The organism is Sphingomonas japonica, from assembly GCF_006346325.1.
In the GTDB taxonomy this organism is placed as follows: domain Bacteria; phylum Pseudomonadota; class Alphaproteobacteria; order Sphingomonadales; family Sphingomonadaceae; genus Sphingomonas; species Sphingomonas japonica.
Genome location: NZ_VDYR01000001.1, coordinates 2351836 through 2367352 on the forward strand (window position 1 = coordinate 2351836; position 15517 = coordinate 2367352).

Here is a 15517-nt window from a genome sequence, read left to right on the forward strand (position 1 = left end):
CCTATAGCCGGAACCATCCCTCGATCACGGTCACGCATTGGCCGGTCAGCAGCGTTTGGTCGCCCGCCAGTTCGCACGTCACCCGACCGCCACGCACGCTGGCCTGGAACGCGGTAAAGGTTTCGCGGCCGAGGCGGTCGGACCAATAGGGCGTGAGCACCGCATGCGCCGAACCGGTCACCGGATCCTCGTCGATGCCGGCGAACGGCGCGAACACGCGGCTGACGACATCGGCTTCGCTTCCGGGTGCAGTGACGATGGTGAGGATATCTTCGGAGCCCGTCAGCGCCCGGAAATCGGGCCGGACCGCGCGCACGGAGTCGGCGCTGCCCAGCACGACCAGACTGTAGCCGCCGGGATGCCACAAAGTCGCGTCGGCATGGGCGAGGCCAAGCGCTGCAAGCGTGTTCGGCAGCGGCTTCGGCTCGGCGCGGTAGGTGGGCAAGGCCATGCGATAGCCGCTGTCGTGCCGTTCGACCCACAGCGTTCCCGCCTTGCGCGTGGCAAAGGTCACGCGGTCGCGCGCGGGATCGCCCGACAACAGGACATGTCCGCTCGCCAGCGTCGCATGACCGCACAAGGCGACCTCGATCGCGGGCGTGAACCAGCGCAGTTCATAGTCCGTCGCTCCGCTTGGGTCAGGAACGACGAACGCGGTCTCGCTCAGGTTGTTCTCCGCGGCGATCGCCTGGAGGACGGCGTCGTCCAGCCAGGCATCGAGCGGGATCACCGCCGCGGGATTGCCGGTGAACGGACGATCGGCGAACGCATCGACCTGCGCGAACGGCAGCTTCATGCCGGGCGCCTCATATCCGCTTGGCGAACCAATGCGGGGTCACGTCGGCCTCGACGAGCGGATTGTCGGTGTCGACATGGCCTGCGGGATCGAGATGGATCAGCACCTCGACCTTGGGAAAGGCGCGGCGCAGCGCCTTTTCGACATCCTCGACGATGTCGTGCGCGGCCCCGACAGTGAGCGCGCCGTCGACTTCCATGTGGAACTGCGCGAAGTCGTGGCTGCCCGAACGGCGGGTGCGAAAATCGTGGATGCCCTGCAAGCCCGGCTGGCGCGCGGCGACCTCGATGAAACGCGCCCGCTGCTCCTCGGGCCATTCCTTGTCCATCAGCTGATCGATCGCGTTCGACGAGGCCTTGAACGCGCCCCAGCCGAGCCACAGCGCGATGGCGATGCCGAACACCGGGTCGGCCCAGCTCAATCCCAAAAACTGATCGAGCGCGATCGCCGCGATCACCGCGCCGTTGAGCAGCAGGTCGGACTGGTAATGGACGTTGTCGGCGAGGATCGCGACCGATCCGGTTTTGCGGATGACGCTGCGCTGATACCATAGCAGCAAGGCGGTCGCGGCGATCGCGATCAGCGACACGGCGATGCCGAACTCGCCGTCGCTGGTCTGGCGCGGCATCTGAAACGCCAGAATCGCGCGCCACGCGATCCCGACCGCCGACGCGGTGATGAGCCCGACCTGGAACAGCGCCGCCAGCGCTTCCGCCTTGCCGTGTCCGAAGCGATGGTCGTGGTCGGCAGGCTCGGCCGCCAGCCGGACGCCGTACAAGGTGACGAGACTGGCAAGCAGGTCGAGCCCGGTGTCGGCGAGGCTGCCGAGCATCGCAACCGATCCGGTATGCCAAGCAGCAAACCCCTTGAGCGCGAGCAGGAAGCACGCGGTGGCGACGCTGGCCAGCGCGGCGCGCAGCGCGAAGGGAATGAAGCGGCGGCGTTCGTCGAGCGTCATGGGTAGAGCATCCCTTCGCTCCAGCCGCTCGCTCCGGCGGTGAATACGCGACGTTCGTGCAGCCGGTGAGCACGGTCCTGCCAGAATTCGATCTGGTGCGGCGTCACGCGATAGCCGCCCCAGTGCGGGGGGCGCGGCACGTCCCGCCCATCGAACCGCGCCTGCATCTCAGCGAAGCGCGCCTCGAACGTGGCGCGATCGGCAAGCGGCCGCGACTGGTCCGACGCCCAAGCGCCGAGCTGCGAATCGCGGCTGCGAGTGCCGAAATAGGCGTCGGATTCGGCGTCGCTGGCATGCGCCACCGGCCCTTCGATCCGAACCTGCCGCCGCAATGACTTCCAGTGAAACAGCAGCGCCGCCTTTGCCGCGGCGCGCAGGTCGCCCGCCTTGCGGCTTTCGCGGTTGGTGTAAAATACGAATCCGTCGGCGCCATGCCCCTTGAGCAGCACCATCCGCACCGACGGCTGGCCATCCGCGCCGACCGTCGCCAATGCCATCGCATTGGGGTCGTTCGGCTCGCTGGCCTGCGCCTCGGCATACCAGGCGTCGAACAGGGCGATCGGATCGTCTGCCATCGCGCCGCATTACCCCCAGGATACGCATTTTGTCGAGGAACGATGCGTGCGCTCGTGCTTTGAATCGGCCTCGCAACGACCGGGGAGACGGTGATGGCCGCGCGCGCCTATTGGCAGGGACAGATCAGGCTGGCGCTGGTGTCGATCCCGGTCGAAATCTACACCGCCACCAAATCGGGCGCGCAGGTGTCGTTCCGCCAGATCCACGAACCGTCGGGCAAGCCGATCAAGTATGACAAGGTCGTCACCGGTGTCGGATCGGTCGATGCCGAGGACATCCTCAAGGGCTATGAGGTCGAGAAGGGCAGCTATGTCCTGCTCGAACAGGACGAGATCGACGCGGTGAAGCTCGAATCGAAGAAGACGCTCGAGCTCACCCAGTTCGTCGACGCGCACGAGATCGACGTGCTTTATTATGAAAAGCCCTATTTCGTGGTGCCCGCCGACGACCTCGCCGAGGAGGCGTTCATCGTCCTGCGCGAGGCGCTGAAGCGCACCAAGAAGGTCGGGCTGGGGCAATTGGCGCTGCGGGGGCGCGAATATGTCGTCAGCCTGAAACCGTGCGGGCGCGGCATGGTGCTCGAGACGCTGCGCTATGCCGACGAGGTCCACAAGGCACAGGGCTATTTCCGCGAGATCCCCGACGCGGCACCCGACGAGGACCTGCTCGACCTCGCCGAATCGCTGATCGCCAAGAAGACCGCGAAATTCGATCCGGCCAAGTTTCACGATCGCTATGTCGACGCGCTCAAGGACCTGATCGCGCGCAAGGTAAAGGCGAAAGGCGGCAAGATCGTCGATACCGACGACAAGGAACCGGCGCAGCGCGGATCGAACGTGGTCGATCTGATGGCGGCGCTCAAGAAATCGCTCGAAAAGCCGGGCGAGACTCCTGCCAAAAAGCCTGCGGCGAAGAAAGCGGCTGCCGCCAAAAAGACACCGGCCAAAGCCCCGGCGCGCAAGCGTGCGTGACCCGCTCCCCTCTCGTCGGTTTCAGGCGAAATGGAGAAACCGCGAGCTAGTGCCCAGCCCAAGTTTCTCGACTTCGCTCGAAACGAACGGAGGGGTGGCAGGCGGTGATGATGGTGGGAGGCGGCAGTGACCGCCAAGCCCGACCCGCTCGCCGCCTATAACGCCAAGCGCGATTTCGCCCGCACCGCCGAGCCTGCGGGCACATTGGAGCCGGGCAAGGGCAATATGTTCATGGTGCAGAAGCACGATGCCACGCGGCTACACTGGGACTTGCGGCTGGAAGTCGATGGCGTGCTCAAGAGCTGGGCGGTGACGCGCGGGCCGAGCCTGAACCCCGAAGACAAGCGGCTGGCGGTCCGCACCGAGGACCACCCGCTGTCCTATGCGACGTTCGAGGGGACGATCCCGAAGGAGGAATATGGCGGCGGCACGGTGATGCTGTGGGATCGCGGCACCTGGGCGCCCATCGCGGGCAAGTCGGCCAAGGATCTGGAAAAGGGACATCTGCACTTCATCGTCGAGGGCGAGCGGATGAAGGGCGAATGGCTGCTGATCCGGTTGAAGGGCCGCCCCAAGGAGAAACGCGAGAACTGGCTGCTGCGCAAGATTGACGACGCGCATGCCGGCGGATCGGATACGCTGGTCGAGACGGCGTTGACCAGCGTGGCGACCGGAAGGACGATGGCGGAGATCGCGGAAGGAAAGGCTCCCTCACCGTCATCCCCGCGAACGCGGCGATCCAGCCTGGGTCTTTCCGCCGCCGGGCAGGACAAGAAGAAGCTGGGTTCCCGCGGTCGCCGGAATGACGGGGCTATGGCTGGGTTCGAGGAACTCCAACTCGCCACGCTGGTCGACTCAGTCCCGAGCGGCAACCAATGGCTGCACGAGGTCAAATATGACGGCTACCGCGCGCTGGTCGCCACCGGTGGCGGCGCGGCGAAGGTTTTCACCCGCAGCGGCCTCGACTGGACCACCAAGTTTTCCGGGATCGCCGAAGCGTCTACCGCCCTGCCCCCCGCCCTGATCGACGGCGAGATCGTCGCGTTCAAGCGTGGCAAACCCGATTTTTCCTCGCTGCAGGCGGCGATCAAGGATGGCGGCGACATGACGCTGTTCGCGTTCGACCTGCTGATGCTGGACGGCGCGGACCTGACCACACTGCCGCAGGTCGAGCGCAAGGAGCGGCTGCGCGGGGTGCTGGCGGAGTGCGACGACCGCATCCAGTTCGCCGAACATGTCATCGGCGCGGGCGAGCAACTGTTCGAGACGATGTGCCGCGAAGGCTATGAGGGGATCGTGTCGAAGCGGATCGACGCGCCGTATCGCGGCACGCGCAGCAAGGCGTGGCTCAAGGTCAAATGCACGCGGCGGCAGGAATTCGTGATCGTCGGCTGGCTGCCGTCGTCGCCGCGCGGGCGCGGGTTCAAGTCGCTGTTGCTCGGCCAGCACGGCGATGACGGGCTGGTCTATGCCGGCAAGGTCGGGACCGGCTTCGACGCGGCGATGATGGACATGCTGATGGGCAAGCTGGGCAAGCTCGCGCGCAAAACCGCGACGGTCGATGCGCCCAAGGCGGCGGTGCGCGGGGCGCGATGGGTGACGCCGAGGCTGGTCGCAGAGATCGCGTTCGCCGAGTTCACCCCCGACAACGTCCTGCGCCACGCTAGCTTCATCGGGTTGCGCGGAGACAAGGCGGCAGCGGACGTCCGGCCCGAGCGCGCCGAACCCGCACCCCCTGCCCCCGCTTCCAACATCAAGATCAGCAGCGGCGACCGCGTGATCTTCCCGGGCGACGGCATCACCAAAAGCGAGCTTGCCGATTATTATGCCGCGGTCGCGGGGATCGCGTTGCCGTGGATCGCCGATCGCCCGATCAGCCTGGTGCGGTGTCCGCAGGGGCGCGCCAAGCAATGCTTCTTCCAGAAGCACGATGCCGGCAGTTTCGGCGAGCAGGTCCATCACGTCGACATCCGCGAAAAGGACGGCGGCACCGAACCCTATCTCTATATCGACAGCGCCGACGGCCTGCGCGCCTGCGTCCAGATGGGAACGATCGAATTCCATGGCTGGGGATCGCGCGTCGGCGACGTCGAGAAACCCGATCGGCTGGTGTTCGACCTTGACCCCGACGAGGGACTGGATTTCGAGGACGTCAAGCGCTCGGCGCTGGATATCAAGCGGCAGCTGGGCGACATAGGGCTGGCCAGCTTCGCAATGCTGTCGGGCGGCAAGGGCGTGCACGTGATCGCGCCGTTGACGCCGAAGGCGGAATGGCCTGAAATCAAATCGTTCGCCGAACGCTTCTGCCGCGCGCTCGCGCATGCCGAGCCCGATCGCTACACCGCGACGATGAGCAAGGCCAAGCGGAAGGGGCGCATCTTCCTCGACTGGCTGCGCAACCAGCGCGGATCGACCGCGGTGCTGCCTTATGTCGTGCGCGCCCGGCCTGGCGCGCCGGTGGCGGCTCCGGTCAGCTGGGCCGAGCTTGGCGACATCGACACGCCTGCGCGGTTCGGCCTGCGCGATACGGCGGTGCTGGTCGAACGCGCGAACGGGCGCGGGCTGAAGGGATGGGGCGTGGCCGAGCAGGTACTGCCCGATTTGTGACCGTTGCTTGTTGCACCCCAGCAAGCGATGTGGTCACGTCGCCCGCGACGGGGAAAATTGCATGGCCAGCCAGGTTGCCGGACTGTTCGATGCCGGCATCATCGCCGATCGCTGGATCGCGGAATATTGCGGCGGCCGCCCGCGCGGCGACGTGCTGTGCGGCACCGATGGCGACGCGCGCATCGCGTGGCAGGCGCTGCTCGAGGAACTGGCGACCGCATCAGGCGATTCGCTGACCCAGGCGCGCGAGCGGGCGCAGCGCCAGGCCGACGATATCGGCACCGGCTTCAGGATTGCTGGCGAAAGTGACGAGCGTCCCTGGCCGCTGTCACCGATTCCGCTGCTGATCGACGCCGCCGACTGGGCGGAGATCGATGCGGGCGTGCGCCAGCGCGCCGACCTGTTCGAAACCGTGCTGGCCGACCTGTACGGCGAGGGACGGCTGGTCGCGCAGGGGCTGATCCCGGCGGCATTGGTGACGGGCAGCCCGTACTTCCTGCGGCCGATGCTCGGACTCGATCCGCCCGGCGGACATCACCTGCATTTCATGGCGGTCGATCTGTGCCGCGGGCCAACCGGCGAATGGCGCGTGCTGGGCGACCAGCTGCGCGCGCCGACCGGTGCGGGTTATGCGCTCGAAAACCGGCTGGCGATCGCGCGCACGCTGGGCGGCCTGCAGGGACGGCTCAACATCGAGCGGCACGCGCCGTTCTTCGCGTGCGTGCGCGAAGGGATGGCGGCGTCGTGCGAGCGCAGCGACCCGCGCATCGGCCTGCTGACCCCCGGACGCTTCAACCCCAGCTATGCCGAGCAGGCGCATCTCGCGCGGTATCTGGGCTTCCTGCTGGTCGAGGGTGCCGACCTGGCGGTGCGCGAGGACAAATTGTTCCTGCGCACGATCGCGGGGATGAAACGTATCGATGCGCTGTGGCGCCGCGTCGATCCCCGTTTCCTCGACCCGCTGGCATTCGACAGCAGCTCGACGATCGGCGTCGCGGGACTGGTCGATGCGATGGCGGCGGGCAATGTCGTGGTCGCCAATTCGCCGGGATCGGGTGCGCTCGAATCGGCGGCATTCGCCGCGTTCCTCCCTGCACTGGCCACACGGCTGACCGGAGAGGGGCTCAAGCTGCCCAACATCGCGACGTGGTGGTGCGGCCAGCCGCGCGAACTCGAACAGGTGCTGGGGGACATGGATTCGATGGTGGTCGCGCCGGCGTTCGGCGTCGCACCGCAAGGCTTGCCCGGCGGCGAGCCGGTGGTCGGCGCCGACCTGTCGCCCGGCGATCGCGCCGCACTGATCGCCGACATGGCGCGCCGTCCGCAGGATTATGTCGGGCAGGAAATCGTGCGCCTGTCGACGATGCCGGTGGCGATCGACGGTGCACTCGCGCCGCGCCCTTTCACCTTGCGTGTCTTTGCCGCGCGCGACGGCGACGGAGCATGGACGGTGCTTCCCGGGGGCTTCGCGCGGATCGGCGAGCATCCCGACATCCGCGCCGCGGTGATGGGCGAAGGCAGCTGGTCGGCGGATGTCTGCGTCTACGGCCCCGAACCGGTCGAGCCGGTGTCGCTGCTGCCCGCGGTCGACAGCGTCCAGCTGCGCCGCAATCCCGGCACATTGCCCAGCCGCGTCGCCGATAATCTGTTCTGGCTGGGCCGCTATCTCGAGCGCGGCGAGGCGTTGCTCGCGATCATCCGCGTGCTGCTGGGCCATTCGTTCAGCGCCGACACCGGCGCCGCGCTGCCCTCAGCGACGATCCGCAAGCTGGCGGGGCTGATCACCGCTAGCGGTGCCGCCCCCTTCCCCGCCAGCTTTCGCCGCGCCGACCTGACCCAGTTCGCGCGCACCGCGCTGGAGGCGAGCGATGAATGGTACAGCGTGCGCGCCATCAACCGGCAGGCGCGCACCATCGGCGCGGGATCGCGCGACCGCCTGCCCGCCGACATGATCCGGCTGCTCGACGCGCCATTTCCGGTCAAGGGCGGCATCCTCGACCGCGCCGGGACGCTGCAGCGGCGCTATGCCGCGCTGGCGGGGATTTCGGCCGAGCATCTGGCACGCACCGATGCCTGGGCGTTCGCCGATATCGGCCGCCGCATCGAGCGCGCGGTCAAGTCGGTGCGCATCGTCAGGGCGTTTGCCGGGGCAGACGCCAGCATCGACGATCTTTCGACCCTGCTCGATCTCGCCGACAGCCAGATCAGCTATCGCCAGCGCTATCTGACCGGGATCGCGCGGGTGCCCGTGATCGACCTGGTGGCGCTCGACCCGGGCAATCCGCGCGGGCTCGCCTATCAGGTGACGCGGATGGGAGAGCATTTCAAGCGCCTGCCGGTGCTGAGCGACGACGGCATCGCCGAGCCGCAACAGGCGCTGGCGGTGGAACTGATGGCGATGACCGAGACGGCGCGCGCCGCTACGCTCGACGCGGCGGCGCTCGATGCGATCGAGGCGCGCATCTTCAGCCTCGCCGAAGCGATCGCCCGCCGCTATTTTCTGCAGGGCGCCGAGCCGCTGCGCGCGGGGGGACTGACGCTGGCATGATGCATTATGCGATCCGTCACGTGACGACGTTCGACTATGCCCAGCCGGCCAAGTTCGCGCGCTGCAACCTGCGGCTGAGCCCGATCGACTGGCCGGGGCAGACGGTCGAGGACTATGCGCTGACGGTTTCGCCTTCGGGGCGGACCGCGCCGGCCCGCGCGCAGGCGGGGCTGGCCAATGTGCTGCGCCTGGTGATCGACACGCCGGTCAAGACGCTGACGATCGAAAGCGCGGCGCGGATCACCGTCGACCGCGCGGTGCCGGTGCCGAGCCCGGAGGACCCGACGCTGGCCGAAGTCGCAGGCCTGGCGCGCGCCAGCCGCGACCTGTCGCCGATCGGTCCCGCAAGCTATCTCTATCCCTCGCCGCGGATCGCGCTCGATCCGCCGATCGCCGAGTGGTGCGCGCAGGATCTCGATCCGGACCGCAATGCGTTGGAAGCGGGAATCGCGCTGGCGCGGCGCATCCAGCGCGACTTCACCTTCGATCCGAGCGCGACGCTGGTCGACACCCCGCCGGCCGAAGCCTTCGCCCGGCGGGTCGGCGTCTGCCAGGATTTCGCGCAGATCATGATCTGCGGCCTGCGCTCGGCCGGATTGCCCGCTGCCTATGCCTCGGGATATCTGCGCACGCTGCCGCCGCCGGGGCAGGAGCGGCTGGTCGGCGCAGACGCGACGCACGCCTGGGTGCTGTTGTGGTGCGGGCCGGATCGCGGCTGGATCGGGCTGGATCCGACCAACGGCATCTGGATGGCGTCCGATCACGTCGTCATCGCCATCGGGCGCGACTATGCCGATATCGCACCGATCGACGGCATCGTGCTGGGATCGGGGGCGCAGGAGATGCAGGTTTCGGTGGATGTCGCGCCGATGGAAGGTGCCTGACCCGTTCATTTGGTCTGACACCGGCGAAGAGGGGCGAAAGGTACGGAAGCGTTTGCGAATGTCGCCGTACGGGACCATCTACGCAACAACACGATCAACGGGGATATGAGTGGCCGACCCTTACGCAACCCTGGGCGTCGCACGCGGCGCCAGCGAGGCAGAGATCAAGAAGGCGTATCGTACGCTCGCCAAGGAGCTGCATCCCGATCGCAACAAGGACAATCCCAAGGCGTCGGAGCGGTTTTCCAATGTGACGCAGGCCTATGATCTGCTGACCGACAAGGACAAGCGCGCCCGCTTCGACCGCGGCGAGATCGACGGCGACGGCAATCCGACGTCGCCATTCGGTGGCCAGGGCGGCTTTCGCCCGGGCGCGGGCCAGGCCGATTTTGGCGGCGAAGGGGGCGATTTCGGCGACATCTTCGAAGGGCTGTTCGGCCGCGGCGGCGGCGCGCGCGGCGGCGGCGGCTTCGCCAGCGGCTTCGGGCGCCGCGCGGCGCCCAAGGGCGCCAATGTCGCCTATCGGCTGGCGGTCGGGTTCGAGGATGCCGCCGCGCTGAAGCCGCAGCGCATCACGCTGGCCGACGGCAAGACCATCGACCTCAAGCTGCCGGTCGGCGTCGAGAGCGGCACGCAGATGCGGCTGACCGGCAAGGGCCAGCAGGGGCCGGGCGGCAATGGCGACGCGATCGTCACCATCGAGGTAACGCCGCACCGCTTTTTCACCCGCGACGGCGACGATGTCCGTATCGACCTGCCGATCAGCCTCGCCGAGGCGGTGCTGGGCGGGCAGGTGCGCGTGCCGACCACCGAGGGCGCGGTGATGCTGACGGTGCCCCGCGGATCGACCTCGGGCAAGGTGCTGCGGCTCAAGGGCAAGGGATTTCATCGCAAGACCGGCGGGCGGGGCGACCAGCTGGTGACGCTGATGATCGACATCCCCGCGAATGACGCCGACCTGATCGCATTCGTGGAAAATTGGCCCGGCCGCGATGCTGTCGATCCGCGCGCCAAGCTGGGCATCTGACCGCGCCAGTGTCGCCTGAATCGCCCGAAGAGCGCGCCCAGCGCCCGAACGCGTTTCGCCGCCGCCTCGACAGGATGGGGGTGACGCAGCGCATGATCGAGGTGACCAAGCGCGTCGCCGTCGGCACCTATACCGACGGCTTCACCCATGCCGGAAACCTCGCCTATCTGTCGCTGGTCACGCTGTTCCCGTTCTTCATCGTCGCGGCGGCGATCGCGCGATTGTTCGGCCGCACCGGCGACGGCATCCAGGCGGTCACTGCCTTCCTCAAGACGGTCCCGCCCGAGGTGGCAGGCGTGCTTGAAAAGCCTATCCTTGACGTCCTCGAGGCACGATCGGGGTCGCTACTGTGGCTTGGCGCGATCGTCGGGCTGTGGACGACGACCGGGTTCATCGAGACGGTGCGATCGATCCTGCGCCAGGCGTACGGGCTGACGTTCGACCGGCCGTTCTGGGAATATCGGCTGGGGTCGATCGGGCTGATCTTCGGGTCGGTGATCCTGGCGATGGCGGCGTTCAGCTTCCAGGTGATCCTCGTCGGGGTCGAACAGTTCATCCTGCGCGTGCTGCCATTCGCAACCGATGCGGCGTCGATCGTGTCGATCAGCAAGATCGCGCCTGCCATCGCCTTGTTCGGGGCGCTGTACATGCTGTTCTATTCGCTGACGCCGCGGCGCTATCGCATGAAGCAATGCCCGAAATGGCCGGGGCCGCTGTTCGTCGCCGGCTGGTGGCTCGGCACGACCGCGTTGTTGCCGGTCGTGCTCGGGATGCTCGGCAACTACGACCTGACCTATGGCAGCCTTGCGGGCGTGATGATCGCGCTGATCTTCTTCTTCATCATCGGCCTGGGGGTGGTAATTGGCGCCGAACTCAACGCGGCGCTGGCGGAACTGCCGCCGGGCGGGTTAGAGAGCGCGGACGAGAACAAGGAGACCGCGACGTCGTGAGCGGATTGATGGACGGGAAACGCGGGCTGATCATGGGGCTCGCCAATGATCGCTCGCTGGCATGGGGCATTGCCAAGCAGCTGTCGGAGGCCGGCGCCGAACTGGCGTTCAGCTATCAGGGGGAGGCGGTGGCCAAGCGCGTGCGGCCGCTGGCCGAGCAATTGGGCGTAGCGCGCCTGTTCGAATGCGACGTCGCCGACATGGCCTCGCTCGACCGGCTGTTCGACGAGTTGGGAAAGCAATGGCCGACGATCGACTTCGTCGTCCACGCGATAGGCTTTTCTGACAAGAACGAGCTACGCGGGGCCTATTACGATACCAGCCTCGACAATTTCCTGATGACGATGAACGTCAGCGTCTATTCGTTCACCGCCGTGGCGCAGCGCGCGCGCGCGATGATGACCCCATTCGACCCGGACACGGGCAAGGGCGGTGGCTCGCTGCTGACACTGACCTATTACGGGTCGGAAAAAGTCGTGCCGCACTATAATGTCATGGGCGTGGCGAAGTCGGCGCTCGATACCTCGGTCAAATATCTGGCGATGGATCTCGGGCCGGAGAATATCCGGGTGAATGCGATTTCCGCCGGGCCGATCAAGACGCTGGCAGCAAGCGGGATCGGCGATTTCCGATACATCCTCAAGTGGAACGAGCTCAACTCGCCGCTGCGGCGCAACGTCACGATCGAGGATGTCGGCGGCGCGGGGCTGTATCTGTGCAGCGACCTCGCCAGCGGAGTGACCGGAGAAATCCACCACGTCGACGCTGGGTACAATGTGATCGGGATGAAGGCGGAGGATGCGCCGGACATCGCGCTGGCGTAATGGCGAGCGGCGCGTCTCCAAGCGAAACGCTGCTCGCCAAGCTCGGCATCAAGCCGGGCATGGTCGCATGGGGGGTCGCGATCCCGGCCGAGTTGGCAGAGGCCCTCCCGCTGCCGTGCGACCGGCCAGCGTCGGTTGACGTCATAATCGCGTTCGTCGCCGAAAAGGCCGAAGTCGCGGCGATGCTTGCGGCGGTGCTGCCGGCTTATCGTCGCGGCGGACGGCTATGGTTCGCCTATCCCAAGAAAAGCGGCCGGGTACGCAGCGACCTTAGCCGCGACACGGGCTGGACGCCGTTGCTCGAAGCCGGACTGCTCCCGGTGACACAGATCGCGATCGACGGCGACTGGTCGGCGTTGCGGTTCCGGTATCGCGACGAGATCGCCAAGCTGACCCGCAAGCAGGATGCCCCGGGCGCATGAGCTTCAACACGTTCGGCCGCATCTTCCGCTTTACCACCTGGGGCGAATCGCATGGGCCTGCGATCGGCGCGGTGGTCGATGGCTGCCCTCCCGGCATCGCGCTGAGCGAAGCCGACATCCAGCCGTTCCTCGACAAGCGCCGTCCGGGCACCTCACGCTTCACGACGCAGCGACAGGAACCCGATCAGGTACGCATCCTGTCGGGCGTGTTCGAAGGGCGAACCACCGGGACGCCGATCAGCCTGATGATCGACAATGTCGACCAGCGTTCAAAGGATTATTCGGAGGTCGCGCAGGCCTATCGCCCCGGCCATGCCGACTATGCGTACGATGCCAAATACGGGTTTCGCGACTATCGCGGCGGCGGGCGATCCTCTGCGCGCGAGACGGCAATGCGGGTCGCGGCCGGGGCGATCGCGCGGCTGGTCATCCCGGGCGTCGCCATCCGCGCCTGGGTCGAGGCGATCGGCGGCGACGCCGTCGACCCTGCGCAGTTCGACGCGGGCGAAATCGATCGCAACCCGTTCTTCTGCCCTGACGCCGATGCGGCCAAGCGCTGGGAAGCGTTGATCGACGCCGCGCGCAAGGCGGGGTCGTCGCTGGGGGCGGTGGTTGCCTGCGAGGCGATCGGGGTCCCCGCAGGCTGGGGCGCGCCGCTCTATGCCAAGCTCGACAGCGAACTGGCGGCGGCGTGCATGTCGATCAACGCGGTCAAGGGCGTCGAGATCGGCGACGGTTTCGGCGCGGCGATGCTCAGCGGAGAGGCCAATGCCGATGCGATGCGGCCGGGTTCGCACGGCGCGCCCGAATTCCTCGCCAACCATGCCGGCGGGATCGCGGGCGGGATCGCCACCGGCCAACCGGTCCGCATCCGCACGGCGTTCAAGCCGACCAGTTCGATCCTGACGCCGGTGCCGACGATCGACCGCAGCGGCGCGGCAACCGAAATCCGTACCAAAGGGCGCCATGATCCGTGCGTCGGCATCCGGGGCGTTCCGGTGGTGGAAGCGATGGTAGCACTGGTGCTGGCGGACCAGATGCTGCTGCACCGGGCCCAATGTGGCTGAAAAATGGCACAGCTCCCGCTGAACCGAGCCTGACCGGGGACGGCTGGATTCGCAATTCCGGGCCGAACCGCCACCTTGTTGGTTAGCAACACGCTACCCAATCACAGGAGAATATCATGCGTACGCATGCACTTGTCGCCCTCGCCTTCCTCTGCGGTTCGACCGCCGCCGTGGCACAAACCACCACGCCGCAGCAGACGCCGCCGACCACGCAGGACTCGACCACCGACAGCACCACGGTCGATGATGCGATGACCCCGACCGATACCACGCCGATGCCGGCCCCGACGCCACCGCCGACGGATCCGGTCACCAATCCGGATGCTACCGCCGACGATGCGGACGATACCGATGCAACGGATCCGATGACGCCCGAGGCGACCATGCCAGATGCCACGACCGGCACGCCGCCGCAGCGCTGATCGACATCGATGCGACTATCAAGGGCCCGGGAAACCGGGCCCTTTTTTGGTTGTGCCGGTTTCAGTCGGCGAAGGGGTCGCGCACCAGGATGGTGTCGTCGCGTTCGGGACTGGTCGAGACCAGCGCGACCGGGCACTGGATCAATTCCTCGACACGGCGGATATATTTGATCGCCTGCGCCGGCAGATCGGCCCAGCTGCGCGCACCGGCGGTCGATTCGGACCAGCCAGGCATGGTTTCGTAGACCGGCTCGACCGCGTCCTGGTCGGCGGCGTGCGCCGGATAATGGTCGATCATGGCACCGCGCAGGCGATACCCCACGCACAATGCGACTTCGTCGAACCCGTCGAGCACGTCGAGCTTGGTCAGTGCAATGCCGGTAACGCCGGAGACCGCGACCGATTGCCGCACCAGCACCGCGTCGAACCAGCCGCAGCGGCGCTTGCGCCCCGTGACGGTCCCGAATTCGCGACCCCGTTCGCCAAGCCGCTGGCCGGTGGCCCCCTCTTCGCCATCTGGGTCGAGCTCGGTCGGAAATGGTCCCGACCCTACCCGCGTCGTATAGGCCTTGGCGATGCCGAGCACGAAGCCGACCGCGCTCGGCCCCAGCCCGGTCCCACCGGCGGCGGTCCCGGCGATGGTGTTCGACGACGTGACGAACGGATAGGTGCCGTGGTCGATGTCGAGCAGCACGCCCTGCGCGCCTTCGAACAGGATGCGCCGCCCGCGCGCGCGCGCGTCGTGAAGCACGCGCCACACCGGCTGCGCATAGGACAGCACGAAATCGGCGATCTCGCGCAGCTGATCGAGCAGTGCGGCGCGGTCGATCGGCGCTTCGCCGAACCCGGCGCGCAGCGCGTCGTGATGCGCGCACAGCCGGTCCAGCTGCGGATCGAGCGCATCGAGATGCGCCAGGTCGCACACCCGGATCGCGCGGCGGCCGACCTTGTCCTCATAGGCCGGGCCGATACCGCGCCGCGTCGTCCCGATCTTTCCAGCGCCGCTGGCATCTTCGCGCAGGGCGTCGAGATCGCGGTGGAATGGCAGGATCAGCGCGCAGATATCGGACAGCATCAGCGTTTCGGGGGTGACCGCCACCCCCTGCTCGCGCAGCCGCTCGATCTCGTCGCGGAGCGCCCAGGGGTCGAGCACGACGCCGTTGCCGATGACGCTGGGTGTCCCGCGCACGATGCCGGAGGGCAGCAGCGACAATTTATAGACCTTGTCGCCGACCACCAAGGTATGTCCGGCATTGTGCCCGCCCTGAAAGCGCACGACCACATCGGCGCGCTCGGCGAGCCAGTCGACGATCTTGCCCTTGCCCTCATCGCCCCATTGGGCGCCGATTACGGTGACATTGGCCAAGCTGCGGTCCTTTGCAAAGAGTGCCGCGTTCCCCTAAATCGTGGAAGCGGGCCGGTCCAGCGCGATCGGGCATCCCGGCGGCCCCACTCCCGCCCGGCC

The 15517-nt window shown here is 67.2% G+C and carries 14 protein-coding genes; 10 read left to right on the top strand and 4 right to left on the bottom strand.

Features of this window, described 5'->3' with window-relative positions:
* Position 1 precedes the first annotated feature (1 nt).
* The 3 genes from FHY50_RS11590 to pdxH are packed head-to-tail and all read right to left on the bottom strand — an operon-like array spanning position 2 to position 2329.
* Entirely contained in the window at positions 2-796 is a 795-nt protein-coding gene (locus FHY50_RS11590) for a PhzF family phenazine biosynthesis protein (protein WP_140230866.1), read from the bottom strand.
* A gap of 10 nt (positions 797-806) precedes the next feature.
* On the bottom strand, positions 807-1754 hold the full coding sequence (locus FHY50_RS11595; RefSeq protein ID WP_140230867.1) for a cation diffusion facilitator family transporter: 948 nt from the start codon (positions 1752-1754) through the stop codon (positions 807-809).
* Positions 1751-2329 carry a pyridoxamine 5'-phosphate oxidase gene (gene pdxH / locus FHY50_RS11600; protein WP_140230868.1) on the bottom strand — a complete coding sequence of 193 codons (579 nt, stop codon included), beginning with the start codon at positions 2327-2329 and terminating at the stop codon, positions 1751-1753. Before pdxH ends, FHY50_RS11595 begins: the two co-directional genes overlap by 4 nt.
* A gap of 93 nt (positions 2330-2422) precedes the next feature.
* Between pdxH and ku the strand changes: the two genes are divergently transcribed.
* The 10 genes from ku to FHY50_RS11650 all read left to right on the top strand — a co-directional run bounded on the left by ku (position 2423) and on the right by FHY50_RS11650 (position 14052).
* The gene (gene ku, locus FHY50_RS11605) at positions 2423-3301 is read left to right on the top strand and encodes a non-homologous end joining protein Ku (protein WP_140230869.1); all 879 of its coding nucleotides are present in this window, start codon (positions 2423-2425) and stop codon (positions 3299-3301) included.
* Between the two features lie 126 nt (positions 3302-3427).
* Positions 3428-5908, top strand: coding sequence for a DNA ligase D (ligD, locus tag FHY50_RS11610; RefSeq protein ID WP_140230870.1), 2481 nt, complete (start codon positions 3428-3430; stop codon positions 5906-5908).
* Positions 5909-5969: 61 nt separating this feature from the next.
* Positions 5970-8456, top strand: coding sequence for a circularly permuted type 2 ATP-grasp protein (locus tag FHY50_RS11615; RefSeq protein WP_140230871.1), 2487 nt, complete (start codon positions 5970-5972; stop codon positions 8454-8456).
* The gene (locus FHY50_RS11620) at positions 8456-9340 is read left to right on the top strand and encodes a transglutaminase family protein (protein ID WP_140231179.1); all 885 of its coding nucleotides are present in this window, start codon (positions 8456-8458) and stop codon (positions 9338-9340) included. Before FHY50_RS11615 ends, FHY50_RS11620 begins: the two co-directional genes overlap by 1 nt.
* 109 nt (positions 9341-9449) lie before the next feature.
* Positions 9450-10367 carry a DnaJ C-terminal domain-containing protein gene (locus FHY50_RS11625; protein ID WP_180345118.1) on the top strand — a complete coding sequence of 306 codons (918 nt, stop codon included), beginning with the start codon at positions 9450-9452 and terminating at the stop codon, positions 10365-10367.
* An 8-nt stretch (positions 10368-10375) separates the two neighbouring features.
* The gene (locus FHY50_RS11630) at positions 10376-11317 is read left to right on the top strand and encodes a YihY/virulence factor BrkB family protein (RefSeq protein ID WP_244935347.1); all 942 of its coding nucleotides are present in this window, start codon (positions 10376-10378) and stop codon (positions 11315-11317) included.
* On the top strand, positions 11314-12141 hold the full coding sequence (gene fabI / locus FHY50_RS11635; protein WP_140230872.1) for an enoyl-ACP reductase FabI: 828 nt from the start codon (positions 11314-11316) through the stop codon (positions 12139-12141). Before FHY50_RS11630 ends, fabI begins: the two co-directional genes overlap by 4 nt.
* The gene (locus FHY50_RS11640; protein ID WP_140230873.1) at positions 12141-12563 is read left to right on the top strand and encodes a hypothetical protein; all 423 of its coding nucleotides are present in this window, start codon (positions 12141-12143) and stop codon (positions 12561-12563) included. The genes fabI and FHY50_RS11640 overlap by 1 nt, the downstream gene beginning before the upstream one ends.
* Positions 12560-13630, top strand: coding sequence for a chorismate synthase (gene aroC, locus FHY50_RS11645; protein ID WP_140230874.1), 1071 nt, complete (start codon positions 12560-12562; stop codon positions 13628-13630). The genes FHY50_RS11640 and aroC overlap by 4 nt, the downstream gene beginning before the upstream one ends.
* 116 nt (positions 13631-13746) lie before the next feature.
* Positions 13747-14052 carry a hypothetical protein gene (locus tag FHY50_RS11650; RefSeq protein WP_140230875.1) on the top strand — a complete coding sequence of 102 codons (306 nt, stop codon included), beginning with the start codon at positions 13747-13749 and terminating at the stop codon, positions 14050-14052.
* 61 nt (positions 14053-14113) lie between these two features.
* Here the strand turns inward: FHY50_RS11650 and FHY50_RS11655 are convergent, their stop codons facing one another.
* A complete protein-coding gene (locus FHY50_RS11655; RefSeq protein ID WP_140230876.1) occupies positions 14114-15418 on the bottom strand; it encodes an adenylosuccinate synthase in 1305 nt (434 codons plus the stop codon).
* Between the last annotated feature and the right edge of the window lie 99 nt (positions 15419-15517).